21 protein-coding genes are annotated in these 25,246 nt (G+C 59.9%); 16 read left to right on the forward strand and 5 right to left on the reverse strand.

Annotated elements, in window-relative coordinates:
* Positions 1-1,149 (forward strand): elongation factor Tu (gene tuf, locus DMZ65_RS17965; protein WP_116600032.1); only part of this gene is annotated, 1,149 nt, incomplete at its 5' end.
* A 122-nt stretch (positions 1,150-1,271) separates the two neighbouring features.
* Here the strand turns inward: tuf (DMZ65_RS17965) and DMZ65_RS17970 are convergent.
* Positions 1,272-1,715, reverse strand: a complete 444-nt coding sequence (locus tag DMZ65_RS17970) for a hypothetical protein (RefSeq protein ID WP_116600129.1) — start codon at positions 1,713-1,715, stop codon at positions 1,272-1,274.
* A 193-nt stretch (positions 1,716-1,908) separates the two neighbouring features.
* Positions 1,909-2,145, reverse strand: a complete 237-nt coding sequence (locus tag DMZ65_RS19565; RefSeq protein ID WP_157960677.1) for a hypothetical protein — start codon at positions 2,143-2,145, stop codon at positions 1,909-1,911.
* Between the two features lie 621 nt (positions 2,146-2,766).
* On the opposite strand from DMZ65_RS19565, the gene DMZ65_RS17980 reads away from it, so the two are divergent.
* Genes DMZ65_RS17980 through DMZ65_RS17990 form a run of 3 tightly spaced genes read left to right on the forward strand, consistent with a single transcriptional unit; the run spans position 2,767 to position 4,649 of the window.
* Positions 2,767-3,489, forward strand: a complete 723-nt coding sequence (locus DMZ65_RS17980; protein WP_116600143.1) for an energy-coupling factor ABC transporter ATP-binding protein — start codon at positions 2,767-2,769, stop codon at positions 3,487-3,489.
* Complete coding sequence (locus tag DMZ65_RS17985; protein WP_116600131.1) at positions 3,464-4,072, forward strand: energy-coupling factor transporter transmembrane component T family protein; 609 nt, start codon at positions 3,464-3,466, stop codon at positions 4,070-4,072. Before DMZ65_RS17980 ends, DMZ65_RS17985 begins: the two co-directional genes overlap by 26 nt.
* A 31-nt stretch (positions 4,073-4,103) precedes the next feature.
* Positions 4,104-4,649, forward strand: a complete 546-nt coding sequence (locus DMZ65_RS17990) for a biotin transporter BioY (RefSeq protein WP_116600132.1) — start codon at positions 4,104-4,106, stop codon at positions 4,647-4,649.
* A gap of 16 nt (positions 4,650-4,665) precedes the next feature.
* Here DMZ65_RS17990 and DMZ65_RS17995 read toward each other — a convergent pair whose 3' ends face one another.
* Together DMZ65_RS17995 and DMZ65_RS18000 are read right to left on the reverse strand one after the other, a co-directional pair.
* Positions 4,666-5,769: a thiolase family protein gene (locus DMZ65_RS17995; protein ID WP_116600133.1), complete on the reverse strand. Its 1,104-nt coding sequence runs from the start codon at positions 5,767-5,769 to the stop codon at positions 4,666-4,668.
* A complete protein-coding gene (locus DMZ65_RS18000; protein ID WP_198662735.1) occupies positions 5,766-6,914 on the reverse strand; it encodes a class I adenylate-forming enzyme family protein in 1,149 nt (382 codons plus the stop codon). The genes DMZ65_RS17995 and DMZ65_RS18000 overlap by 4 nt, the downstream gene beginning before the upstream one ends.
* A gap of 370 nt (positions 6,915-7,284) precedes the next feature.
* On the opposite strand from DMZ65_RS18000, the gene secE reads away from it, so the two are divergent.
* The 8 genes from secE to rpoC all read left to right on the forward strand — a co-directional run bounded on the left by secE (position 7,285) and on the right by rpoC (position 19,669).
* Complete coding sequence (gene secE, locus DMZ65_RS18005) at positions 7,285-7,482, forward strand: preprotein translocase subunit SecE (protein ID WP_116600144.1); 198 nt, start codon at positions 7,285-7,287, stop codon at positions 7,480-7,482.
* Between the two features lie 219 nt (positions 7,483-7,701).
* Positions 7,702-8,235 (forward strand): transcription termination/antitermination protein NusG, encoded by a 534-nt coding sequence (nusG, locus tag DMZ65_RS18010; RefSeq protein WP_116600135.1) that lies wholly within the window; start codon positions 7,702-7,704, stop codon positions 8,233-8,235.
* A 119-nt stretch (positions 8,236-8,354) separates the two neighbouring features.
* On the forward strand, positions 8,355-8,780 hold the full coding sequence (rplK, locus tag DMZ65_RS18015; protein WP_116600136.1) for a 50S ribosomal protein L11: 426 nt from the start codon (positions 8,355-8,357) through the stop codon (positions 8,778-8,780).
* Between the two features lies 1 nt (position 8,781).
* Positions 8,782-9,480: a 50S ribosomal protein L1 gene (gene rplA / locus DMZ65_RS18020; RefSeq protein WP_116600137.1), complete on the forward strand. Its 699-nt coding sequence runs from the start codon at positions 8,782-8,784 to the stop codon at positions 9,478-9,480.
* A gap of 423 nt (positions 9,481-9,903) precedes the next feature.
* Positions 9,904-10,422, forward strand: a complete 519-nt coding sequence (gene rplJ, locus DMZ65_RS18025) for a 50S ribosomal protein L10 (RefSeq protein ID WP_084351995.1) — start codon at positions 9,904-9,906, stop codon at positions 10,420-10,422.
* 73 nt (positions 10,423-10,495) lie between these two features.
* Positions 10,496-10,873 carry a 50S ribosomal protein L7/L12 gene (gene rplL, locus DMZ65_RS18030; RefSeq protein ID WP_084351997.1) on the forward strand — a complete coding sequence of 126 codons (378 nt, stop codon included), beginning with the start codon at positions 10,496-10,498 and terminating at the stop codon, positions 10,871-10,873.
* Between the two features lie 321 nt (positions 10,874-11,194).
* Complete coding sequence (rpoB, locus tag DMZ65_RS18035; protein WP_116600138.1) at positions 11,195-15,331, forward strand: DNA-directed RNA polymerase subunit beta; 4,137 nt, start codon at positions 11,195-11,197, stop codon at positions 15,329-15,331.
* A gap of 90 nt (positions 15,332-15,421) precedes the next feature.
* Positions 15,422-19,669 (forward strand): DNA-directed RNA polymerase subunit beta', encoded by a 4,248-nt coding sequence (gene rpoC, locus DMZ65_RS18040; protein ID WP_116600139.1) that lies wholly within the window; start codon positions 15,422-15,424, stop codon positions 19,667-19,669.
* Between the two features lie 87 nt (positions 19,670-19,756).
* Here rpoC and DMZ65_RS18045 read toward each other — a convergent pair whose 3' ends face one another.
* Positions 19,757-20,563: a putative rhamnosyl transferase gene (locus DMZ65_RS18045; protein ID WP_116600140.1), complete on the reverse strand. Its 807-nt coding sequence runs from the start codon at positions 20,561-20,563 to the stop codon at positions 19,757-19,759.
* A gap of 368 nt (positions 20,564-20,931) precedes the next feature.
* Between DMZ65_RS18045 and rpsL the strand changes: the two genes are divergently transcribed.
* The 4 genes from rpsL (at position 20,932) to tuf (DMZ65_RS18065) (ending at position 25,197) form a co-directional block, all read left to right on the forward strand.
* Complete coding sequence (rpsL, locus tag DMZ65_RS18050; RefSeq protein WP_005621086.1) at positions 20,932-21,303, forward strand: 30S ribosomal protein S12; 372 nt, start codon at positions 20,932-20,934, stop codon at positions 21,301-21,303.
* Between the two features lie 12 nt (positions 21,304-21,315).
* A complete protein-coding gene (rpsG, locus tag DMZ65_RS18055) occupies positions 21,316-21,786 on the forward strand; it encodes a 30S ribosomal protein S7 (protein ID WP_116600141.1) in 471 nt (156 codons plus the stop codon).
* A 25-nt stretch (positions 21,787-21,811) separates the two neighbouring features.
* Positions 21,812-23,935 carry an elongation factor G gene (gene fusA / locus DMZ65_RS18060; RefSeq protein ID WP_116600142.1) on the forward strand — a complete coding sequence of 708 codons (2,124 nt, stop codon included), beginning with the start codon at positions 21,812-21,814 and terminating at the stop codon, positions 23,933-23,935.
* Positions 23,936-24,021: 86 nt separating this feature from the next.
* Positions 24,022-25,197 carry an elongation factor Tu gene (gene tuf, locus DMZ65_RS18065; protein ID WP_116599241.1) on the forward strand — a complete coding sequence of 392 codons (1,176 nt, stop codon included), beginning with the start codon at positions 24,022-24,024 and terminating at the stop codon, positions 25,195-25,197.
* The last annotated feature ends 49 nt before the right edge of the window (positions 25,198-25,246 follow it).

The raw sequence follows: 25,246 nt of genomic DNA on the forward strand, positions 1-25,246 counted from the left end.
AAGCCGCATTGCAACATTGGCACGATTGGCCATGTGGACCACGGCAAGACGACGCTGACGGCTGCGATCACGAAATATTACGGTGACTTTCAGGCGTATGACCAGATTGACGGTGCGCCCGAAGAAAAGGCGCGCGGGATCACGATCTCGACCGCGCATGTCGAGTATGAGACCGAGAACCGCCATTACGCGCATGTCGACTGCCCCGGCCACGCTGACTATGTGAAAAACATGATCACCGGTGCGGCGCAGATGGATGGCGCGATCCTGGTTGTGAACGCCGCTGACGGCCCGATGCCCCAGACGCGCGAGCACATCCTGCTGGGCCGCCAGGTTGGCATCCCCGCGATGGTCGTGTTCCTGAACAAGGTTGACCAGGTCGACGACGAAGAACTGCTTGAGCTGGTCGAGATGGAAGTGCGCGAGCTTCTGTCGGATTATGACTATCCGGGCGACGATATTCCGATCATCGCCGGTTCGGCCCTGGCCGCTCTGGAAGGTCGCGACAACGCGATCGGCGAAGACAAGATCAAGGAACTGATGGCGGCTGTCGACGAGTACATCCCCCAGCCCGCGCGCGCCGTGGACCAGCCCTTCCTGATGCCGATCGAGGACGTGTTCTCGATTTCCGGCCGCGGGACGGTTGTGACCGGCCGTGTCGAGCGCGGCGTTGTGAACGTTGGCGACGAGCTTGAAATCGTTGGCATTCGCGACACGCGCAAGACGACCTGCACCGGTGTGGAAATGTTCCGCAAGCTGCTGGATCGTGGTGAAGCGGGCGACAACATCGGCGCCCTGCTGCGCGGCATCGACCGTGAAGGCGTCGAGCGTGGTCAGGTTCTGTGTAAGCCGGGTTCCGTGAAGCCACACACCAAGTTCGAGGCAGAAGCCTATATCCTGACCAAGGACGAAGGTGGCCGTCACACGCCGTTCTTCGCCAACTACCGTCCGCAGTTCTACTTCCGCACGACGGATGTGACCGGCACGGTTGTTCTTCCCGAAGGCACCGAAATGGTGATGCCGGGCGACAACCTGAAGTTCGAAGTTGAACTGATCGCGCCGATCGCGATGGAAGAAAAGCTGCGCTTCGCCATCCGCGAAGGCGGCCGCACGGTCGGCTCCGGCGTCGTCTCGAAAATCATCGAGTAATCAAACTGACTGCGCGGGGAGAAAACAATCCTCCCCGCAGGGTTCGACGTGACAAAGAAGGGCCGCCCGATCGGGCGGCCCTTCCTGCATTGCGAATGGCGAGAATTTTCGCCTTTGGGATTTTACGAATCCAGCAGGATTGATTTCACCAGGCTGGATTTTTCGCTATGAGTGCCGCTGCCATACATTGCCGCCATCAGGCGCAGACGTGTGTCATTCGACAGGTTCGCTGGGTCGGCGGTTGGCTCAAACCCCTTCAGATCATTCGCGAATGTCGTGTATTGATCATCCGACATGTAAAAGATGTAAGCGTTGTCTTCCATCATCGAACCTTCGACCATTGCATTTTCCTGCAAGGCAAGCGCTGTGACGGTGGACTGTTTTTCACTGAAGCTGCCGCTGCCGTGGGTCACGTTGGCGATTTGCAGGCGGGCATCTTCGCTCAGCGCGTCATAATTCACGTTGGGAGCAAAGGTTTCAATCTGGTTTTCAAGCGCTTCCTGCGCAAAGGCTGCACCGGAAATGGTGGCTGCGGTCAGGGCGGTTGCAAGCATAAGATGTTTCATAAGACTCTCCTGTTCAAAAGTTAATGCCGATCGTCAACGCGATAACGCAACTGATCGGCGTCGCTGGAGAGAAAATGCGTGACCCCGTCAAAGCGTTCCGCTGTTTTTGGTCACGAGTCCGTCACGACGCTGTAAGATGGACGCCGCTGGCGTGATGCTGCGGCGTCCGATCGGGGTTGGCCAACAAGTGGGCTTAGTTGGCGTTCAGCAGGATTGCGCGAACGGTAGAGGATTTTTCGCTCTCGGTGCCGGAGCCGTGGATGGCCTGAAGCGCAGCGAGGATGGTCGCGTCGTCGAGCGTCGAAACGTCTACGGAGGGCGCATAGGAATTGATTGCGCGGACAGCGGCCGCGTTGTCCTGGGTCATTGCGTTTGCTGCACCTGCAACGGTTGCGATGGCGACGGCTGCGATTGCGATAATGCGGTTCATATTGTGTCCTTTCAGATGGGTGGGCTGATTGGCCCTGGATTTGTCTGCGCCAGCATTCGTTGGCGATGACTGATAATTGGGACCAACGAGGCCAAATTTGAAATCACAAAACACTCGCATCAGATCACGCCGAATTGCCATTGAAAATCGAGGCTTACGACCTGTGCCGCGTGCAAATTCGCACAGCAATTGTGCGCGTCAAACAGGCTTGGCTTTTGCGCGCCTCACCAGTGCTTTTGTGACGCGCGCGGATGTAACAATTGCCGTTGGTGGGAGGTGCAGCACAAAAACGTGTACGTCAAAAAACATGCCGGCTGGTTCATCACAGCACCTGCATGGGCGTTGCAAGGCGACTCTCGCTGGGTGCCTGAGTGCCGCTTAGCCCGTTGACGAGATGCCATGCGGACGATTGGCTTGCTCATGCTGCGCGTCTAAGAGAGTGGCGGCGCGAGTTGAATCCGCTGTCGCCAGGCTCGTGCGACAACGCTCGCTTTGGACTTTCTTGACGGCAGGCAGCGGTGGGGCATGCGCGTTGCAGTCGCGGGCACATCGGACTAGGTAGGCGCGGTCCGTTTCAATCTCAGGCGCCGCGCGATGCATGTTGCCCCGATCCCAACCAAAATGACGCCAAGGGCGCGCATCACACTAGAGGGCGTGTCTTATTCGCGAGACGGGCGGGAGGTGATCGCCAAGAGCTTGCTGGACATATCCGATGCCCGGATCGGGCTGGTGGGGCGAAACGGGTCTGGCAAAACCACGCTGGCGAGGCTCCTTGCCGGGCTTCTGCGCCCGGATAGTGGTCGGGTCTTGATCAACGGGGTCGATGTTGCGCGGGACCGTCGCGCCGCAATCCGAACTGTCGGCATATTGTTCCAGAACCCCGATCACCAGATTATCTTTCCGACGGTCGAGGAAGAGCTGGCTTTCGGTTTGCGGCAGCTTGGACGCAGCAAGGATGCAGCGCGGGACGGCGCGGTTGCGATGCTGGCGCGCTTTGGCAAGACGCATTGGCAGGGGCGGGCGGTGGCCACGCTTTCGCAAGGGCAGCGGCATCTGGTCTGTCTCATGGCGGTACTGGCGATGGAACCGGCCCTGATCATATTGGATGAGCCGTTTACCGGGCTCGACATTCCCACCACGCGGCAGATGCACCGTTACCTTGCGCAGGTGGGGCCCTCCGTCCTTCACATCACCCATGATCCGGCGGCATTGGCGGGTTACGATCGGGTGATCTGGATGGATAATGGGGCAATCCGCGAAAGCGGCCCGGCAGCGCAGACCTTGGCACATTATGAGACGGCGATGATGGAGGCGGACGATGCTGGCCCTGACCTCCTCGACTAGGACCGCGTATCACCGCTGGCCCGCGTCGCTGAAGCTGGCGCTTGTTTCCGTTGGCGTGTTCTTTCTTTACCTGATCGAAAGCCCTGTTCTGTTGCTGGCGGCGGTGGCAGGTGTCGCGCTGGCCTATCTGGTGGTTGGCTGGCGCTTTCTGGTGGAGGGCGTCAGCTTCCTGCGTCCGCTTTGGGTATTTGTCGCGATTGTTCTTGTCTGGCATCTGATCGCAGGCGATCCGGTGGCGGGGGTCGCAGTGGCGCTGCGCCTTGTTGCGGCGGTGGGGCTGGCCAACCTTGTGACGATGACGACGCGGCTCGACGATCTGACGGATCTGGTGTTGTGGTTGTTGTCGCCGCTGGAACGGCTTGGCATTCGCACCGCACCGATCGGCTATGCAATGGCGCTTGTGGTGCGGTTCACGCCGGTTCTGTTTGGCAAGGCCGGAACGCTGATCGAATCCTGGCGCGCCCGAAGCGCCCGCCGTCCGGGTTGGCAACTGGTCATGCCGATCACGGTGACGGCGATTGACGACGCCGAACAGGTGGCAGAAGCCTTGCGCGCGCGCGGCGGCTTCGATACCCAGCCATAACTCTGGTTCAACCCTCCGAAGGAATAGCTTCTTGGAACGCAATACCGTCCTGATCGCCCTGTTCGCTGCATTGATCGCCGTATTGGGGCTGATCCCGAAGATCACCCTGGGCTTTGGGGTGCCGATCACGGCGCAAAGCCTTGGCGTCATGCTGTGCGGGACGGTTCTGGGCGCGCGGCGCGGGTCGCTGGCGGTGCTGCTGTTCCTGTTGCTGGTGGCGTTGGGGCTGCCGCTTCTGGCCGGTGGGCGCGGTGGGCTTGGGCTGTTTGCCTCGCCGACTGTCGGGTTTCTGGTTGGATTTCCGGTTGCCGCCTTCGTGGCGGGCCTGATCGTCGAGAAAACCCCGCGGCTGGCGCTTTTGCCGGCTGCAATCCTGGGGGCATTTGTCGGCGGCATCGGGGTGCTGTACCTGTTCGGGATCGCCGGCATGGCGATAACGCTGGACAAGTCATTCCCCGAGGCTGCGCTGCTGGTCTCGCCCTTCATTCCCGGCGATCTGATCAAGGCCGCCCTGGCAGGGTTTGTCACCGCCGCGCTCGCCAAGGCGCGGCCCGCCAGCGTTCTGTCCCGCGCGTGATGTTCCGGCGCGGGGGCTAACCCTCGCCGCCTAACACAAGCGCGGTTCCGATCCCGCCTGCCGCGGCAATCGCGGCCAGCCCGCGCCCGCCTGTCCCGCGCAGGTCGTGAAACAGCCGAACTGCAAGGATTGCTCCTGACGCGCCGATGGGATGGCCGCGCGCCAGCGCGCCGCCTTTGCGGTTCACGGTCGCCGGGTCAAGGCCGGTCTGCTCGACACAGGCGATGGCCTGTACGGCGAAAGCCTCCATGATCTCGGCCGTGGACAGATCGGCGGGGGACAGGTTTAGCCCGGCCAAGGTCGCCTTGATCGCGGCGACAGGGGCAAGGCCGGGCAGCATCGGATCGCCGCCCAATGCCATGCCGCCCAAAATCGTGACGTAGGGCAGGCGGTGCCGGCGCGCATATTTTTCCGAGACCAGAACGCAGAACGCCGCGGCATCGGCCGCCACGGCGGTGTTGGCGCGGCTGACGCTGCCGCCAATAATCGGCGCGCGGGCGCAAAGCGCAGGCGTCATGGCGCGGGTAAAGCTGTCAGGCGCATCTCCGACGATTTCGGCGGACAGATCGGTGCGGGCGGCGATGGCACGCGCATGGCTGTCCACTGTCCATGCGTCCTGCGCGGCGCGTGATATTCCGAGGTGTCGCGCCAGTGCGTCGGCGGCTTCGGCCATATCCGGATCTCGGTCCGGCCAGGGCGTGAAGGGCGGCTGATCGTATTCCTGCGCGGGTGCGCCCCCTTGCGCGGCGGCCATGCGGATAGGTCGGCGCGAATAGCTTTCGGCCCCGCCTGCGATCACCACCTCGGCCTGACCTGCCTCGATCATCGCCTGAGCGAGGCGCAGCGCATCCAGCCCCGAACAGCATTGGCGATCAATGCTCAGCCCGGAGACGCGCAACGGCAATCCAGCCGCCAGCGCCGCCACGCGCGCCGGGTTGCCGCCTGCGCCAAGCGCATTGCCCATAATCAGCTCGTCAACGACATCCGGGGTCAGCCCGGCATCCGTCAGACAGGCTTGGATCACCGGGGCCGCGATCTCATGCGGGTGCAAATGCGCGAGCGTCCCGCCACGCGGTGCGACACGGCTGCGCCGTGCGGCAATGATGACGGCGCGCGTCATGTCTGCGCCTTGAGTAGATGGGACAGTGCGGTGAGGTCGGTCTTGCCCGAGGGCAGGGTGGGCCAGTCCGTCAGTACGACGGCGCGGCGCGGCGCGGCCTGGGGGGTAAGCTGGCGGCGACAGGCAGCCAGGACCGCGTCGGTATCAAGGCCTTGCGGGCCGGCGGACAGAAAGCAGACCGGCACCGCCCCGCGCTTGGCATCGGGCAGCGGCAGAGCGGCGGCATGTGTCACGCCGGGTTGCTCCAGCAGCAGCCTCTCGATCAGTTCGGGAAAGACGTTTTGATCAGAAACGGTGAACATCCGGTCGCCCCGCCCCGCCAGAAACAGATGCCCCTCGGGATCAAGCCATCCCAATTCGCCCACCGTCAGAAAACCGTTCTGCCAGCGGGTCTGTGCGCTGGTGCCCTGCGCATAACCCTCAAACAGATAGGGGCTCTGGACCCAAACCTCGCCGGGGTGATCCGGGGGCAGGTCGCGTGCCTGCTCATCACGGATCCGGATTTCGACATGCGGATAGGCGCGGCCGACCGAAAGGGGCGGTGTCGTGGCATCAGAGATTGCGATGAAGCTGGTTTCGCTTGCGCCATAAAACGCGTGCAGGGTCGCGCCGGGAAACAGGTGCCCCGCGGCATTTCGAGTGGCCTTGTCCAGAAACCCGCCGCCGATCAGGACGTGCCGGGTGCCGGGGATGCCGGTGTCCGCGTCGCGACAGGCGGCAAGCTGGCGCAACTGCGCGGGTGTGGCATATAATAGCGACGGCATTGCCGCGCGCAGCATTTGCAACCGCGTGTCAGGACGGGGGGCCGCGAAGACGTCCACCTGCGCGCCCAGATGCACCGCAGAGACTGCACCATAGAGCGCCAGCGAATGATTGAGAGGGCCAAAGACGGCGATACGATCCTGCGGTGTGATGTTCCAGAGCGCGCGATCCACCATGAAGGAACGGATCCAGGAGGCGTGGCTGCGACGCACCCGCTTTGGCCGCCCTGTAGAGCCGGAGGTTTCACATTGCAGGAACGCACCTCCATCGGGCGTGGCAAGGGGGGCGGTGCCGGAATGGATGCAGAATTCACGCCCGGTTTCTATTGCGGCCAGCAGTTGTGCAACGCAGGCTTCAACGGGATGTGCGGGAATCGTGGTCATCATACCATCTGCGGGCAGAACCGCTTGAGTGATCGAGACTCCGTTGACACTGATCTGACCGTCACAAGGGCGTCGGAAGGCTGCGGGATCCGCGCTGGCTGGGATGGTTTGGTTCAAACTGTCTCTTCACCTTCGCATACTGGCGGTATAGCCGGGCACGAATCTTTGTTTCATCGCGCGTTTGTGGGAAATCTACCGCGCTCATCTGTCTGGCCCGCAAATGCCGTACTGGCTCCGGTGGTTTTACGAAGCACAAGGTCGCGGCACAAGCGCAGGTTTGGCCATGATGCAACGTGCCGTGATGGCGGGCCTTGAAATCACCGCCCGCGCCAAGTATGTGCGTCGCGTCCGCAATGAAAGTAGAACAGACATGGCCATGACCAACCCGCTTCAGTTTATCCAGCAGGTCCGCTCCGAAGTGGCCAAGGTGGTGTGGCCCACGCGCCGCGAGGTGATGTTGACAACGGTGATGGTCTTCATCCTGGCCGCATTGACCGCTATTTTCTTTGCGATCGTGGATATTCTGATCCGGGGCGGGCTTCAGCAACTGTTGGGACTATTCGGCTAAGCCGGCCGGGTCCGCATAGGATAAGCGCGCGCCCTGAGGCTTGAACTCGGTCTCTTTCGCGGGTATTGCGCAGACCAATCATCCGAAAGGCGTGCGGCGATTCGAGTTGCGCGCCGATTTTGTTTCGGAACGCGGCGGCTGCCGGTTTGACTATGGGCCGTCAGAAAATGGAACGACACACGGTCTCCGGATCGGTGCAGAACGAAGGTTTGTGACCAGATGGCGAAACGGTGGTACTCGGTGAGCGTGCTCTCGAACTTCGAGAAGAAGATCGCCGAACAGATCCGGACGGCGGTTGATGAGCAAGGGCTTGAGGACCAGATCGAAGAAGTGCTGGTGCCGACCGAGGAAGTGATCGAGGTGCGTCGCGGCAAGAAAGTCACGACGGAACGGCGTTTCATGCCCGGCTATGTTCTTGTGCGGATGGAAATGTCGGATCAGGGCTATCACCTGATCAACTCCATCAACCGCGTCACCGGTTTTCTGGGCCCGCAAGGCCGCCCGATGCCGATGCGTGATGCCGAGGTTCAGGCGATTTTGGGCCGTGTGCAGGAAGGCGAAGAGGCTCCACGCACATTGATCCATTTCGAGATCGGCGAGAAGGTCAAGGTCAACGACGGCCCGTTCGAGGATTTCGACGGCATGATCGAGGAAGTCGACGAGGACAATCAGCGCCTCAAGGTTTCCGTCTCAATTTTTGGCCGGGAAACCCCGGTCGAGCTGGAATTCACACAGGTGTCAAAGCAGGTGTGATGTTCGAGACGTGGGAGGTGAGGCGGCCCATGGCCTGCCGATCCAAACCACGGCAAAACGGAACCCTTGGTTCCATTGCAGGGTGGGCAATGCCCGCCGCTTGATAAAGGAGAGGCCACATGGCCAAGAAACTGGTTGGCAGTCTGAAGCTGCAAGTCCCCGCCGGGCAGGCAAACCCGTCGCCGCCCGTTGGTCCGGCACTGGGTCAGCGCGGGATCAACATCATGGAATTCTGCAAGGCGTTCAACGCCAAGACGCAGGAAATGGAGGCTGGCGCCCCCTGTCCGACGATCATCACATATTATCAGGACAAATCCTTCACGATGGATATCAAGACGCCGCCCGCGTCTTATTATCTCAAGAAGGCCGCCAAGCTGAAATCCGGTGGCAGTACCCCCGGTCGCGCCACCGCTGGTACGGTGACCGTCGCGCAGGTGAAGGAAATTGCCGAAGCGAAAATGAAAGATCTCAACGCCACGACGATTGAAAACGCGATGCAGATCATCCTGGGCTCTGCCCGGTCCATGGGCATCGAGGTGAAGTAAGATGGCAAAACTTGGAAAACGTACCCGCACCGCGCGTGAAGCGCTTGCCGGCAAAGAGAACGTCACCGTCGAGGAAGCCGTTTCGCTGATCAAGGCAAATGCAAACGCGAAATTCGACGAAACCGTCGAGATCGCGATGAACCTGGGTGTCGACACACGTCACGCCGACCAGATGGTTCGTGGTGTTATCGGCCTGCCCAACGGCACCGGAAAAACCATGCGCGTCGCCGTCTTCGCACGCGGTGCCAAAGCTGAAGAAGCCGAGGCCGCCGGTGCTGATGTCGTCGGTGCCGAGGATCTGATGGAAACCGTTCAGGGCGGCACGATCGAATTTGATCGTTGCATCGCCACACCGGACATGATGCCGATCGTCGGCCGTCTGGGCAAGGTTCTGGGTCCGCGTAACCTGATGCCGAACCCCAAGGTCGGCACGGTGACGATGGATGTGGCGCAAGCCGTCAAGGACGCCAAGGGCGGTCAGGTTCAGTTCCGCGCTGAAAAGGGCGGCGTTGTGCATGCCGGCGTTGGCAAGGCATCGTTCGACGAAGCCAAGCTGGTCGAGAACATCCGCGCTTTCGTCAATGCTGTCTCCAAGGCTCGTCCTGCGGGAGCCAAGGGCACCTATATGAAAAAGGTCTCGCTGAGCAGCACGATGGGACCGGGCGTTTCGGTCGCAATCGACTCTGCCAACGCTGAATAAAGCCGCTTCAGGCGGATTTCGAAAGGCGGGCCTGCGGGTCCGCCTTTTGTCGTTAGGGCGTGTTCTCGGATGGCCAGGAAACGCTTTGACGCTGCAGCCGATGGGCGTGCTCGCGCGTATGTGACCGAGCTCTTGCCCGAATGCGGAAGTTTTTTCGTGTAGGCTCTTCCCTTCCGCCCACGCTTTGGCTATGACGCCGTCCGTCGGGCCGCCCGCTTTGAATCGGGTGGCCTGATGATTCGTCCAAGACGGTGGGTGGTGCAAGCCATAAGTCCTGCCTGAGACGGGAAATGAACAATTCTCTCTCCGGGGTTCGCCTCGGGCGTGATTGGGAACGACCCGTACGGACCCGATGCCGGACCTCTCAAAGGTCCGGTTTAACGAGCCGGAGGGTCACTGCCTTCCGAAAATTGGAGTGAAACTGTGGATAGAGCCCAGAAAGAGAAATTGGTCGAGGAACTCGGCCAGATCTTCGAAAGCTCTGGCGTCGTTGTGGTCTCCCACTACGAAGGCCTCACGGTTGCCGAGATGCAGGATCTGCGCGCGCGTGCACGCGAAGCGGGTGGATCTGTACGCGTCGCCAAGAACAGGCTCGCCAAGATCGCCCTTGAAGGTAAGCCCTGCGCAAGTATCGCAGAATACCTGACGGGCATGACCGTTCTTACCTATTCCGAAGACCCCGTGGCAGCAGCCAAGGTGGCCGAGGAATTCGCCAAAGGGAACTCGAAACTCGAGATCCTCGGCGGCGCAATGGGTGAGAACGCTCTGGACCGGGCTGGTGTTGAAGCCGTGTCGAAAATGCCGTCGCGCGATGAGCTTATTGCTACCATCGCTGGCATGATTGGCGCGCCTGCTTCGAACATCGCCGGTGCAATTGGCGCCCCTGCTTCGAATATCGCAAGCATTCTCTCGACCATCGAAGAAAAGGCCGAGGCTGCTTGAGGCAACCAATGAGACCTGCGTGGGGTTGAACATCCTGACGTTGGAACACATCTAGATACGGAAAGAGTCTAAAATGGCTGATCTGAAAAAACTGGCGGAAGACATCGTTGGTCTGACGCTTCTCGAAGCACAAGAACTGAAAACCATCCTCAAGGACGAGTACGGCATCGAGCCCGCAGCTGGCGGCGCAGTGATGATGGCCGGTCCTGCGGGCGACGCTGGTGCGGCTGCTGAAGAGCAGACCGAATTCGACGTGATCCTGAAAGGTGCAGGCGCATCCAAGATCAACGTGATCAAGGAAGTCCGTGCCATCACGGGCCTGGGCCTGAAAGAAGCCAAGGAACTGGTCGAAGCTGGCGGCAAAGCTGTCAAAGAGCAGGTTTCCAAGGACGAAGCAGAAGAGATCAAAGGCAAGCTGGAAGCAGTTGGTGCCGAGGTCGAACTCAAGTAATCCGACTGGGGCGCGCCGCATCCCGCAAGGGGCGGCCGATCCGGGGTTTCATCGAAGCCTTGCGATCAACGCCCTGCTCGAACCGAAAATGGCTGGGTCCGGGACACTTCCGGGCCCAGCCGAACTTGTCTTGGAAAGGCCCCGCAAGGCCCCGGATCAAGTCCGGGGCAGGGGGTTTTCCAAGACAAGGTTCCAAAGATCGGGAGGCTTTCGGTGGGACGAAAGCCGGGAATTGATCGGAATTCTTGTCGTCTCGTAGGGGCGTGTCGCTGTGCCCGACAGCGCGCACACCCGGTGAGAAACTGAAAGGTGACACCTGTCATGGCGCAAAGCTTTCTTGGCCAGAAACGTCTTCGCAAATATTACGGCAAAATCCGTGAAGTTCTGGAGATGCCGAACCTGATCGAGGTTCAGAAATCCTCGTACGATCTTTTCCTGAAATCCGGAGACCAGCTTCAGCCGATGGATGGTGAGGGGCTGAAAGGCGTCTTCCAGTCGGTCTTTCCGATCAAGGATTTCAACGAAACTGCCGTTCTGGAATTCGTTAACTACGAACTGGAGCGTCCGAAATACGACGTCGAGGAATGTCAGCAGCGTGACATGACCTATGCGGCACCTTTGAAGGTGACGTTGCGTCTGATCGTGTTTGATGTGGACGAGGATACCGGCGCGAAATCGGTCAAGGACATCAAGGAACAGGACGTTTTCATGGGCGACATGCCCCTGATGACGCCGAACGGAACGTTCGTCGTGAACGGCACCGAGCGCGTGATCGTGTCCCAGATGCACCGTAGCCCCGGCGTTTTCTTTGACCACGACAAGGGCAAGACGCATTCCTCGGGCAAGTTGCTGTTCGCCTGCCGCATCATTCCCTATCGCGGCTCCTGGCTCGACTTCGAATTCGACGCCAAGGACATCGTCTTCGCGCGTATCGACCGCCGCCGCAAACTGCCGGTGACGACGTTGCTTTATGCCCTGGGTCTGGGGCAGGAAGACATCATGACGGCCTATTACGAGACCGTCGATTACAAGCTGGAGAAGGGCCGTGGCTGGGTCACGAAGTTCTTCCCCGAGCGTGTTCGCGGCACCCGTCCCACCTTTGATCTGGTCGATGCAGCCACAGGCGATGTGATTGCCGAAGCCGGCAAGAAGGTCACGCCGCGCGCCGTCAAGAAGCTGATCGACGAAGGCGCTGTCAGCGATCTGCTGGTGCCGTTCGAACAGATCGTCGGTAAGTTTGTCGCCCGCGACATCATCAACGAAGAGAACGGCGCGATCTATGTCGAGGCCGGTGACGAGCTGACTTGGGAATTTGACAAGGCCGGCGAAGTAATCGGTGGCACGCTCAAAGAGCTGGTTGACGCAGGTATCACCGAGATCCCGGTTCTGGACATCGACAACATCAATGTCGGTCCCTACATGCGCAACACCATGGCGGCGGACAAGAACATGAACCGCGAAACCGCGCTCATGGATATTTACCGGGTGATGCGGCCGGGTGAGCCGCCGACCGTCGAGGCCGCCTCGGCCCTGTTCGAGACGCTGTTCTTTGACAGTGAGCGCTACGACCTGTCTGCGGTCGGCCGCGTGAAGATGAACATGCGCCTTGCGCTTGAAAAGCCCGACACACAGCGCACGCTGGACCGCGAGGACATCGTGGCCTGTATCAAGGCGCTGGTCGACCTGCGTGACGGCAAGGGCGACATCGACGACATCGACCACCTTGGCAACCGCCGGGTCCGGTCGGTCGGCGAATTGATGGAAAACCAGTACCGCGTCGGCCTTCTGCGGATGGAGCGCGCGATCAAGGAACGCATGTCTTCCGTCGAGATCGACACGGTCATGCCGCAAGATCTGATCAACGCGAAACCGGCGGCTGCGGCTGTCCGTGAATTCTTCGGCTCGTCGCAGCTGTCACAGTTCATGGACCAGACCAACCCGCTGTCGGAAGTGACGCATAAACGCCGTCTTTCGGCGCTTGGGCCGGGCGGCTTGACCCGCGAACGCGCAGGCTTTGAGGTGCGTGACGTTCACCCGACCCACTATGGCCGGATGTGCCCGATTGAAACGCCGGAAGGGCCGAACATCGGTCTGATCAACTCGTTGGCGACATTCGCGCGCGTGAACAAATACGGCTTCATTGAAACACCTTACCGCGTGGTCAAGGATTCCGTCGTCACCGACGAAGTCCATTACATGTCCGCGACCGAGGAAATGCGTCACACCGTGGCGCAGGCGAACGCCAACCTTGATGAGAACATGAAGTTCGTGAACGATCTGGTGTCGACCCGGAAATCCGGCGATTACACCTTGTCGCCCAACGAAAACGTGGATCTGATCGACGTCAGCCCGAAACAGCTGGTGTCTGTTGCGGCCTCGCTGATTCCGTTCCTGGAAAATGACGACGCCAACCGCGCCTTGATGGGCTCGAACATGCAACGTCAGGCGGTTCCGACCCTGCGGTCCGAAGCCCCGCTTGTGGGCACCGGCATCGAAGGTGTCGTGGCGCGGGATTCCGGCGCGGCCATCATGGCCAAGCGTGCAGGCATCATCGACCAGGTCGATGCGATGCGGATCGTTGTGCGGGCCACCGGTGATCTGGAACTTGGCGATGCCGGGGTCGATATCTACCGGATGCGCAAGTTCCAGCGTTCCAACCAGAACACCTGTATCAACCAGCGTCCGCTGGTGAAGGTGGGCGATCTGGTCGAGAAGGGCGAAGTTGTCGCTGACGGCCCGTCCACCGATATGGGGGAACTGGCGCTTGGCAAGAACGTCGTCGTCGCCTTCATGCCGTGGAACGGCTACAACTACGAAGACTCGATCCTGATCTCGGAGCGCATCGCCCGCGATGACGTGTTCACGAGCGTTCATATCGAGGAATTCGAAGTCGCCGCCCGCGACACGAAGCTGGGGCCGGAAGAGATCACCCGCGATATTCCCAACGTCGGCGAGGAAGCCCTGCGCAACCTCGACGAGGCTGGCATCGTTTATATCGGTGCCGATGTGGAACCGGGCGACATTCTGGTGGGCAAGATCACCCCCAAGGGCGAAAGCCCGATGACGCCGGAAGAAAAGCTTCTGCGCGCCATCTTCGGTGAGAAAGCCTCGGACGTGCGCGATACCTCGCTGCGGGTGAAGCCGGGCGATTTCGGCACGGTCGTCGAAGTCCGCGTGTTCAACCGCCACGGTGTCGAGAAGGACGAACGTGCGCTTCAGATCGAACGTGAAGAGATCGAGCGTCTGAGCCGCGACCGGGACGACGAACTGGCGATCCTGGACCGCAACATCTATGCGCGTCTGAAGGATATGATCCTCGGCAAGATCGCCGTGAAAGGTCCGAGAGGTGTTCGCCCGAACTCGCAGATCGACGAAGATCTGCTGGGCACGCTCAGCCGCGGCCAGTGGTGGCAACTGGCGCTTGAAGACGAGGATGATGCCAAGATCGTCGAAGCCCTGAACGAGCAGTATGAAGTGCAGAAACGCGCTTTGGATGCCCGTTTCGAGGACAAGGTCGAGAAAGTGCGCCGTGGTGACGATCTGCCCCCGGGTGTGATGAAGATGGTCAAGGTGTTCGTGGCGGTGAAGCGCAAGCTGCAACCGGGCGACAAGATGGCCGGTCGTCACGGCAACAAGGGTGTGATCTCGAAAGTGGTTCCGATGGAGGACATGCCGTTCCTCGCAGATGGTACTCCGGTCGATTTCTGTCTCAACCCGCTGGGTGTTCCGTCGCGTATGAACGTCGGTCAGATCCTTGAAACCCACATGGGCTGGGCTGCGCGCAGCCTTGGCATCAAGATCGACGACGCACTTGGCGACTACCGCCGGTCGGGCGATCTGACCCCGGTGCGCGAAGCGATGCGGATCGCCTATGGTGACGATGTCTATGAAGAGGGCATCGGCAGCATGGAAGATGGCCAGCTTCTGGAAGCGGCGGGCAACGTCAGAAGCGGTGTCCCGATCGCAACGCCGGTCTTTGACGGTGCGAAAGAGGCCGATGTCAACGACTCGCTGAAACGCGCGGGCTTTGACACCTCCGGCCAGTCGATCCTGTTCGACGGCCGCACGGGTGAGCAGTTCAGCCGCCCCGTGACCGTGGGCGTCAAGTACCTGCTGAAGCTGCATCACCTTGTGGATGACAAGATCCACGCGCGCTCGACCGGGCCTTACAGCCTCGTCACCCAGCAGCCGCTTGGTGGTAAAGCACAGTTCGGTGGCCAGCGCTTCGGTGAAATGGAAGTCTGGGCTCTGGAAGCTTACGGTGCCGCCTACACCTTGCAGGAAATGCTGACGGTGAAATCGGATGACGTGGCAGGCCGGACGAAGGTCTACGAGTCGATCGTCAAGGGCGAAGACAACTTCGAGGCCGGTGTTCCGGAATCGTTCAACGTTCTCGTCAAAGAGGTCCGCGGTTTGGGCCTTAACATGGAACTCCTGGATACGGAGGAGGATGAGTAGCGGTCGCAGAAGTCTGCAAAAGGACTTTCCCAAGGCTTTTCCGAAAGCCTTGGTCGCACCTCTCCTTTCCGACAGCTTTAGGATGATAAGATGAACCAGGAACTGACAAACAACCCGTTCAACCCCGTCGCACCGGTGAAAACCTTCGACGAGATCAAGGTGTCTCTGGCATCGCCCGAACGGATCCTCTCGTGGTCCTTCGGCGAAATCAAGAAGCCCGAGACCATCAACTACCGCACGTTCAAGCCAGAGCGTGACGGGCTGTTCTGTGCGCGTATCTTTGGCCCGATCAAGGATTACGAATGCCTGTGCGGCAAGTACAAGCGCATGAAATATCGCGGCGTCGTCTGCGAAAAATGCGGCGTTGAAGTCACGCTGCAAAAGGTCCGCCGCGAGCGTATGGGCCATATCGAACTGGCCGCTCCCTGCGCGCATATCTGGTTCCTGAAATCGCTGCCCTCGCGCATCGGTCTCATGCTGGATATGACGCTGCGCGATCTGGAACGTGTGCTTTATTTCGAAAACTATGTGGTGATCGAGCCCGGCCTGACCGATCTGACCTATGGCCAGATGTTGTCCGAAGAAGAGTTCATGGACGCGCAAGACGTCTATGGCATGGATGCCTTCACCGCCAATATCGGTGCCGAAGCGATCCGTGAGATGCTGGCGGCAATCGATCTGGACTCCGAAGCAGAGCAACTGCGCGCGGATCTGAAAGAAGCCACTGGTGAGCTGAAGCCCAAGAAGATCATCAAGCGTCTGAAAGTCGTTGAATCCTTCCTCGAGTCGGGCAACCGCCCCGAGTGGATGGTGATGACGGTCATTCCCGTGATCCCGCCCGAACTGCGCCCGCTGGTGCCGCTGGATGGTGGCCGTTTCGCGACGTCGGATCTGAACGATCTGTATCGCCGCGTGATCAACCGGAACAACCGTCTCAAGCGTCTGATCGAACTGCGAGCGCCCGACATCATCGTGCGCAACGAAAAGCGGATGTTGCAGGAATCCGTTGACGCCCTGTTCGACAACGGCCGCCGTGGCCGCGTCATCACAGGTGCCAACAAGCGCCCGTTGAAATCGCTGTCCGACATGCTGAAGGGTAAGCAAGGTCGCTTCCGTCAGAACCTTTTGGGTAAGCGCGTCGACTTCTCTGGCCGGTCCGTCATCGTGACGGGTCCGGAGCTGAAACTGCATCAGTGCGGTCTGCCCAAGAAGATGGCGCTGGAGCTGTTCAAACCCTTCATCTACTCGCGTCTGGAGGCCAAAGGCCTGTCCAGCACCGTGAAGCAGGCGAAAAAGCTGGTCGAAAAAGAACGTCCCGAGGTTTGGGATATTCTGGACGAGGTGATCCGCGAACATCCCGTCATGCTGAACCGTGCGCCGACGCTGCACCGTCTTGGCATTCAGGCGTTCGAACCGATGCTGATCGAAGGCAAGGCCATCCAGCTGCACCCGCTGGTTTGTTCGGCTTTCAACGCCGACTTTGACGGCGACCAGATGGCTGTGCACGTCCCGCTGTCGCTGGAGGCCCAGCTGGAAGCGCGCGTGTTGATGATGTCGACGAACAACGTGTTGTCGCCTGCAAACGGCGCGCCGATCATCGTTCCGTCGCAGGATATGATCCTTGGTCTTTACTATGTGACCATCGCCCGCGATGGCATGAAGGGCGAGGGCATGTCATTCTCGTCGATCGAAGAGGTGGAGCACGCTCTGAACTCTGGCGAAGTGCATATGCACGCCAAGATCACTGCGCGCGTTACCCAGATCGACGAAGAAGGCAACGAAATCGTCAAACGCTACGAGACGACACCCGGCCGGGTCCGTCTGGGCGCGCTGTTGCCGATGAACGCCAAGGCACCGTTTGATCTGGTCAACAACCTGCTGCGCAAGAAAGACGTGCAGAAGGTCATCGACACCGTCTATCGGTATTGCGGTCAGAAAGAGTCGGTCATTTTCTGTGACCAGATCATGTCCATGGGCTTCAAGGAAGCGTTCAAGGCCGGCATCTCGTTCGGCAAGGACGACATGGTTATCCCTGAAAACAAATGGCCGATCGTCGAGGAAACCCGCGGTCAGGTGAAGGATTTCGAACAACAGTATATGGACGGCCTGATCACTCAGGGCGAGAAGTACAACAAAGTTGTCGATGCCTGGTCGAAGTGTAACGACAAGGTCACCGAAGCGATGATGTCGACGATTTCGGCGGCCAAGGCGGATGCCGACGGGTCGGAATCCGAGCCGAACTCGGTTTACATGATGGCCCACTCCGGTGCGCGTGGCTCGGTCACGCAGATGAAGCAGCTGGGCGGGATGCGCGGCCTGATGGCGAAGCCGAACGGTGACATCATCGAGACGCCGATCATCTCGAACTTCAAGGAAGGCCTGACGGTTCTTGAATACTTCAACTCGACACACGGTGCGCGTAAGGGTCTGTCGGACACCGCTTTGAAGACGGCGAACTCTGGTTACCTGACGCGTCGTCTGGTGGACGTGGCGCAGGATTGCATCGTGCGGGATCGTGATTGCGGAACCGAGCGGGCGATCACTGCCGAAGCGGCTGTCAACGATGGCGAGGTCGTGTCGTCGCTGGCCGAACGCATCCTGGGCCGTGTCGCGGCAGAAGATCTGGTCCGTCCGGGCAGCGACGAGGTGATGGTGCGCGCAGGTGAACTGATCGACGAACGCATGTCCGATACGGTTGACCAGTCCGGTCTGGCAAGTGCGCGCATCCGTTCGCCTCTGACCTGCGAGTCGGAAGAGGGCGTCTGCGCAATGTGCTACGGTCGCGATCTGGCGCGCGGTACGATGGTGAACACGGGCGAAGCCGTGGGTATCATCGCGGCGCAGTCTATCGGTGAACCCGGTACACAGCTGACGATGCGGACCTTCCACATCGGCGGTGTTGCGCAGGGTGGCCAGCAGTCCTTCCAGGAAGCCAGCCAGGCCGGCACGATCACCTTCGAGCAGACCAACACGCTTGAAAACTCGATCGGCGAGACCTTGGTCATGGGCCGTAACATGAAGTTGCGGATCATGGACGAGCACGGTGAAGAACGCGCCAGCCACAAGCTGGGCTACGGCACCAAGCTGTTCGTCACCGAGGGTCAAAAGATCGAGCGTGGCGACAAGCTGTTCGAATGGGATCCGTACACGCTGCCGATCATTGCCGAGAAAGACGGTATGGCGCGGCATGTGGATCTTGTGAACGGTGTGGCCGTCCGCGAAGAAACAGACGATGCGACGGGTATGACGCAGAAGATCGTGGCCGACTGGCGTGCTGCGCCAAAAGGCAACGAACTGAAGCCCGAGATCATTCTGGTTGATGGCGATGGCGAACCGGTGCGCAACGATGCTGGCAACCCCATCACCTATCCGATGTCGGTTGACGCCATTCTGTCGGTTGATGACGGACAGGACATCAAGGCCGGTGACGTTGTCGCGCGTATCCCGCGCGAAGGGGCCAAGACCAAGGACATCACCGGGGGTCTTCCCCGCGTGGCGGAACTGTTCGAGGCGCGTCGTCCGAAAGACAACGCGATCATCGCTGAAATCGACGGCTTTGTGCGCTTTGGCAAGGACTACAAGAACAAGCGCCGGATCGCGATCGAACCGTCTGATGAAAGCCTGTCCCCTGTCGAATACATGGTGCCCAAGGGCAAGCACATCCCGGTGGGCGAAGGCGACTTCGTTCAGAAGGGTGACTACATCATGGACGGCAACCCTGCGCCGCATGACATCCTTGCAATCATGGGTGTCGAAGCGCTGGCCAACTACATGATCGACGAAGTGCAGGACGTTTACCGCCTGCAAGGCGTGAAGATCAACGACAAGCATGTCGAAGTGATCGTGCGTCAGATGCTCAAGAAGTGGGAGATCAGCGATAGCGGTGATACCACGCTTCTGAAGGGCGAGCATGTCGAGAAGATCGAGTTGGACGAGGCCAATGAAAAGGCCATGGGTCGCGGCGGGCGTCCCGCAGCAGGCCAGCCGGTTCTGTTGGGCATCACCAAAGCGTCGTTGCAGACACGGTCCTTCATGTCGGCTGCGTCCTTCCAGGAGACAACGCGCGTGCTGACCGAAGCGTCTGTGCAGGGCAAGCGTGACCGTCTGATCGGCCTGAAGGAGAATATCCTTGTGGGTCGTCTGATCCCGGCAGGGACCGGTGGGGCAACCCAGAAGATGCGCAAGGTCGCAAAATCGCGCGATAATGTCGTCATCGAGGCGCGTCGCGAAGAAGCAGAGGCCGCAGCAGCGCTGGCTGCACCGACAATGCAGGACGATGTTGCCGGTGGTGGCGAGTTCGATAGCGGCATTGTCGATACGCCGGAAAGCCGCGATTAAGCACTCAAGGGTCTAACCCGAAACCAGCAAACCCCCGCGCAGCAATGCGCGGGGGTTTTTACATTCACCACATGGCAGCGTCCGCACTCAGATGTTGGAATAGACCTGCCTGACGTGATCGGCGTCGATGGCAAATATCCGTCGGAATTTGGCTTCGCCTTCCGCATTCAGCCGTGGCAGTTCAATCGGTTTCACATGCTTCTTCTGACGCGAGTCGTTGTGGTCGTTATGCCCGCGCACATACATCGGTGACTCGGTCTGGCTGATGGTCGGCATGAACTGGTTAAGTCGGTTATGGCCGTAATTCATGATCGTCTGGCGCACACCGGCTTGGGTCGCGACGGCCAGTGCAACCCCGTAGAACGGCGTCAGATTGGGTTCTGCCGAAAGGCCCTGGGCATCGGGCCGGGCGATGTAGCCACGGTTGAAGTCGATCGCGACCAGCCCGTTATTCTCAAGCAGCCCTTTGCAGCTTTGCGCGGCATCCCGAAGGCGTTCGACATAGGTGACTGCCACGGCGTCATCATCGTCATGACGAAATTGCAGGCATGGCTGGTCCAGATCCCGAGCGCGGTTGATCACGTCCTGACAGACCTTGCGATGCGGTCCGGGCGGGCGGGCGACGATGCGCGCTTGTGGAAAACCCTCCAGCAAGCGCGTCAGCCGCTCTGCATAGGGGGTGGGCAGGCTTTCACCCACGAGCACCAGAAAGAGGAAGTCAGGGTCCGTCTGCGCCTTCAGGCCCGGCAGGCAGATCGTCTCGAACTGGCGGAATCGTTCCTCGATACGGGCAGGGGAGTAGAGGTAATCCTGCCGCTCTTTCAGCCCGCCATGTTCAACCTGAAATCCGCCCTCGGCGGGGTAGGAAAATCGGCACAGACCGATCACTTGCATGCCAATCGTTCCCCTGTAATATTGTCCCGACCGTCGCTGCAAAGATTGTCATTGCCCAAGCCCCTGCACAAGGGTCAGGTGCTGTTGACAAGCTCTGCGACTCCCCCTATACGCCCGCTATCTCGACGAAGGGACATCTGTCTTTTGCGTCGATACTCAAAACTAGAAGCGGTCAAGATCCGGGCCTTTTGCCCCGATCCTCTGGAAACCCCCGCGTCGTTCCCGTTATCGGGGGCGAATGCGGTTTTTTGCGTCGCACCCTAAGGTGGTGCACCCGGTGCTTTGCGGACGCGTAGGGCGCTTTTGTTGTCAACCCGCACGCAACGCGCGTGCACCACATATGTGAGCTACACGGGGAAAGAACCGGAATGCCAACGATCCAACAGCTGATCCGCAAGCCGCGGCAGCCGAAAGTCAAACGCTCGAAATCCATGCATCTCGAGCAATGCCCGCAAAAGCGCGGCGTCTGCACGCGTGTCTACACGACCACACCGAAGAAGCCGAACTCGGCCATGCGGAAAGTTGCCAAGGTGCGCCTGACCAACGGTTTCGAAGTCATCAGCTACATTCCCGGTGAAAGCCACAACCTTCAGGAGCACTCTGTGGTTCTGATCCGTGGCGGCCGTGTAAAAGACCTTCCTGGTGTGCGTTACCACATCCTGCGCGGTGTTCTGGATACCCAGGGCGTCAAGGATCGTAAGCAGCGCCGTTCGAAATACGGCGCCAAGCGTCCGAAATAAGAGGATTAACAGATGTCCCGTCGTCACGCCGCTGAAAAACGCGAAGTTCTGCCCGACGCCAAATATGGCGACCGGGTTTTGACAAAATTCATGAACAACCTGATGGTCGATGGCAAGAAATCGACCGCAGAGCGCATTGTCTACAACGCCCTTGAGCGTGTTGAGGACAAGGTGAAGCGCGCGCCGGTGGAAATTTTCCACGAAGCGCTCGAGAATATTAAGCCGTCGGTAGAGGTTCGCTCGCGCCGTGTGGGCGGTGCGACCTATCAGGTGCCTGTCGAAGTGCGTCCCGAACGCCGCGAAGCGCTGGCCCTCCGCTGGTTGATCACCGCCTGCCGCAACCGCAACGAGCACACCATGGAAGAGCGCCTGGCAGGCGAGCTTCTGGATGCCGTCAACAGCCGTGGTACCGCCGTGAAAAAGCGCGAAGACACCCACAAGATGGCCGATGCCAACAAGGCATTCAGCCACTACCGCTGGTAAACTAAATCCGAAGGACGTAAGCCCAATGGCACGCGAATATCCCCTCGAACGGTACCGCAACTTCGGTATCATGGCGCATATCGACGCAGGCAAGACGACCTGCTCGGAACGCATTCTGTTCTATACCGGCAAGAATCACGTGATGGGCGAAACCCATGACGGGGCCGGCACCATGGATTGGATGGAGCAGGAGCAGGAGCGTGGCATCACGATCACGTCCGCCGCCACCACGACGTTCTGGCAGTGGCAGGAAGATCCTTCCGCCGAAGGTACCGACGACACAAAATTCCGGATGAACATCATCGACACGCCCGGCCACGTTGACTTCACCATTGAAGTCGAGCGTTCGCTGGCCGTGCTTGACGGTGCCGTTGCGGTGCTGGATGCCAACGCGGGTGTCGAGCCGCAGACCGAAACCGTGTGGCGTCAGGCCGATCGCTACCGGGTTCCGCGGGTTGTCTTCGTCAACAAGATGGACAAGATCGGTGCCGACTTCTTCAACTGCGTCGCGATGATCAAGGACCGCACCGGTGCTGTTCCCGCCCCGATCCAGATTCCGATCGGGTCCGAGAGCGAACTGGAAGGCATCGTTGATCTTGTCACCATGGAAGAGTGGGTCTGGAAAGGCGAAGATCTGGGCGCGTCCTGGGTTCGCCAGCCGATCCGTGAAAGCCTGAAGGCATCCGCCGACGAATGGCGTGCCAATCTCATCGAGGTCGCCGTCGAGATGGATGACGACGTGATGGAGGCATATCTTGAAGGCGCAGAGCCTGACATTCCGACGCTGCGTCGCCTGATCCGTGCCGGTACGCTTGGTCTGAAGTTCGTCCCGATCCTTTGCGGTTCGGCGTTCAAGAACAAAGGTGTTCAGCCGCTGTTGAACGCTGTTGTCGACTATCTGCCCAGCCCGAAGGATGTTGTCGATTACATGGGCTTCAAGCCCGGTGACGAAACGGAAACCCGCGACATCCCGCGCCGTGCGGATGACACGATGCCGTTTGCCGGTCTTGCGTTCAAGATCATGAACGACCCGTTTGTCGGCACGCTGACGTTCACCCGTATCTATTCGGGCATCTTGACCAAAGGCACTTCGATCCTGAATTCGACCAAGGGCAAGAAAGAGCGTGTCGGTCGAATGATGATGATGCACTCGAACGATCGCGAGGAAATCGAGGAAGCGTTTGCAGGCGACATCATCGCGTTGGCGGGGCTGAAGGACACCACCACCGGGGACACGCTTTGCGACGTCAAGGAACCGGTGGTCCTGGAGACCATGACGTTCCCCGATCCGGTTATCGAGATTGCCGTCGAGCCCAAGACAAAGGCTGACCAGGAAAAAATGTCTGCTGGTCTGGCGCGTCTTGCTGCCGAAGATCCGTCATTCCGCGTCGAAACCGATCAGGAATCGGGCCAGACGATCATGAAGGGCATGGGCGAACTTCACCTCGATATTCTGGTGGACCGTCTTAAGCGCGAGTTCAAGGTCGAGGCCAATATCGGTGCGCCGCAGGTTGCCTATCGCGAGACCATCGGCCACGAAATCGAGCATACTTATACCCACAAGAAACAATCGGGTGGGTCTGGTCAGTTTGCCGAGGTCAAGATGATCATCTCGCCGACAGAGCCGGGCGAAGGCTATTCGTTTGAGTCGCGCATCGTTGGTGGTGCGGTTCCGAAGGAATACATCCCCGGTGTCGAAAAGGGCATCAAGTCGGTCATGGACTCCGGTCCTTTGGCGGGCTTCCCCGTGATCGACTTCAAGGTTGCGCTGATCGACGGTAAATTCCACGACGTGGATTCCAGCGTTCTGGCGTTCGAAATCGCGGGCCGGATGTGCATGCGCGAAGGTCTTCGTCGTGCCGGTGCCAAGCTGTTGGAACCGATCATGAAGGTCGAGGTGATCTCGCCTGAGGATTATACCGGCAACGTCATCGGCGACCTGACCTCGCGTCGGGGGCAGGTGACCGGGCAGGAACCACGCGGCAACGCCATTGCGATCGCTGCGATGGTGCCGCTGGCGAACATGTTCGGCTACATCAACAACCTGCGCTCCATGTCTTCGGGCCGCGCGCAGTTCACGATGCAGTTCGATCACTACGATCCGGTGCCGCAGAACATCTCGGAAGAGATCCAGTCGAAATACGCATAATCCGGGTGGCGGGGTGAACCCCGCCCTACCCACCACCGTAGGGTGGGGTTTCATCCCACCATCCGATACAGAAGGGAGCCAGGAAAATGGCAAAGGAAAAGTTTGAGCGTTCTAAGCCGCATTGCAACATTGGCACGATTGGCCATGTGGACCACGGCAAGACGACGCTGACGGCTGCGATCACGAAATATTACGGTGACTTTCAGGCGTATGACCAGATTGACGGTGCGCCCGAAGAAAAGGCGCGCGGGATCACGATCTCGACCGCGCATGTCGAGTATGAGACCGAGAACCGCCATTACGCGCATGTCGACTGCCCCGGCCACGCTGACTATGTGAAAAACATGATCACCGGTGCGGCGCAGATGGATGGCGCGATCCTGGTTGTGAACGCCGCTGACGGCCCGATGCCCCAGACGCGCGAGCACATCCTGCTGGGCCGCCAGGTTGGCATCCCCGCGATGGTCGTGTTCCTGAACAAGGTTGACCAGGTCGACGACGAAGAACTGCTTGAGCTGGTCGAGATGGAAGTGCGCGAGCTTCTGTCGGATTATGACTATCCGGGCGACGATATTCCGATCATCGCCGGTTCGGCCCTGGCCGCTCTGGAAGGTCGCGACAACGCGATCGGCGAAGACAAGATCAAGGAACTGATGGCGGCTGTCGACGAGTACATCCCCCAGCCCGCGCGCGCCGTGGACCAGCCCTTCCTGATGCCGATCGAGGACGTGTTCTCGATTTCCGGCCGCGGGACGGTTGTGACCGGCCGTGTCGAGCGCGGCGTTGTGAACGTTGGCGACGAGCTTGAAATCGTTGGCATTCGCGACACGCGCAAGACGACCTGCACCGGTGTGGAAATGTTCCGCAAGCTGCTGGATCGTGGTGAAGCGGGCGACAACATCGGCGCCCTGCTGCGCGGCATCGACCGTGAAGGCGTCGAGCGTGGTCAGGTTCTGTGTAAGCCGGGTTCCGTGAAGCCACACACCAAGTTCGAGGCAGAAGCCTATATCCTGACCAAGGACGAAGGTGGCCGTCACACGCCGTTCTTCGCCAACTACCGTCCGCAGTTCTACTTCCGCACGACGGATGTGACCGGCACGGTTGTTCTTCCCGAAGGCACCGAAATGGTGATGCCGGGCGACAACCTGAAGTTCGAAGTTGAACTGATCGCGCCGATCGCGATGGAAGAAAAGCTGCGCTTCGCCATCCGCGAAGGCGGCCGCACGGTCGGCTCCGGCGTCGTCTCGAAAATCATCGAGTAATCAAACTGACTGCGCGGGGAGAAAACAATCCTCCCCGCAGGGTTCGACG

This window comes from Primorskyibacter marinus, assembly GCF_003313245.1.
Lineage (GTDB): Bacteria > Pseudomonadota > Alphaproteobacteria > Rhodobacterales > Rhodobacteraceae > Primorskyibacter > Primorskyibacter marinus.

Bases quoted from the DNA above. Each gene is read 5' to 3' on its own strand.
- rpoB (WP_116600138.1), top strand. From the start codon at position 11,195: ATGGCGCAAAGCTTTCTTGGCCAGAAACGTCTTCGCAAATATTACGGC.
- DMZ65_RS18000 (WP_198662735.1), bottom strand. From the start codon at position 6,914: ATGACCACGATTCCCGCACATCCCGTTGAAGCCTGCGTTGCACAACTG.
- rpoC (WP_116600139.1), top strand. From the start codon at position 15,422: ATGAACCAGGAACTGACAAACAACCCGTTCAACCCCGTCGCACCGGTG.
- rpsL (WP_005621086.1), top strand. From the start codon at position 20,932: ATGCCAACGATCCAACAGCTGATCCGCAAGCCGCGGCAGCCGAAAGTC.
- rplL (WP_084351997.1), top strand. From the start codon at position 10,496: ATGGCTGATCTGAAAAAACTGGCGGAAGACATCGTTGGTCTGACGCTT.
- rplA (WP_116600137.1), top strand. From the start codon at position 8,782: ATGGCAAAACTTGGAAAACGTACCCGCACCGCGCGTGAAGCGCTTGCC.
- fusA (WP_116600142.1), top strand. From the start codon at position 21,812: ATGGCACGCGAATATCCCCTCGAACGGTACCGCAACTTCGGTATCATG.
- secE (WP_116600144.1), top strand. From the start codon at position 7,285: ATGGCCATGACCAACCCGCTTCAGTTTATCCAGCAGGTCCGCTCCGAA.
- DMZ65_RS17980 (WP_116600143.1), top strand. From the start codon at position 2,767: ATGACGCCAAGGGCGCGCATCACACTAGAGGGCGTGTCTTATTCGCGA.
- nusG (WP_116600135.1), top strand. From the start codon at position 7,702: ATGGCGAAACGGTGGTACTCGGTGAGCGTGCTCTCGAACTTCGAGAAG.
- DMZ65_RS17970 (WP_116600129.1), bottom strand. From the start codon at position 1,715: ATGAAACATCTTATGCTTGCAACCGCCCTGACCGCAGCCACCATTTCC.
- tuf (WP_116599241.1), top strand. From the start codon at position 24,022: ATGGCAAAGGAAAAGTTTGAGCGTTCTAAGCCGCATTGCAACATTGGC.
- DMZ65_RS17995 (WP_116600133.1), bottom strand. From the start codon at position 5,769: ATGACGCGCGCCGTCATCATTGCCGCACGGCGCAGCCGTGTCGCACCG.
- rplK (WP_116600136.1), top strand. From the start codon at position 8,355: ATGGCCAAGAAACTGGTTGGCAGTCTGAAGCTGCAAGTCCCCGCCGGG.
- DMZ65_RS18045 (WP_116600140.1), bottom strand. From the start codon at position 20,563: ATGCAAGTGATCGGTCTGTGCCGATTTTCCTACCCCGCCGAGGGCGGA.
- DMZ65_RS19565 (WP_157960677.1), bottom strand. From the start codon at position 2,145: ATGAACCGCATTATCGCAATCGCAGCCGTCGCCATCGCAACCGTTGCA.
- rpsG (WP_116600141.1), top strand. From the start codon at position 21,316: ATGTCCCGTCGTCACGCCGCTGAAAAACGCGAAGTTCTGCCCGACGCC.
- DMZ65_RS17985 (WP_116600131.1), top strand. From the start codon at position 3,464: ATGCTGGCCCTGACCTCCTCGACTAGGACCGCGTATCACCGCTGGCCC.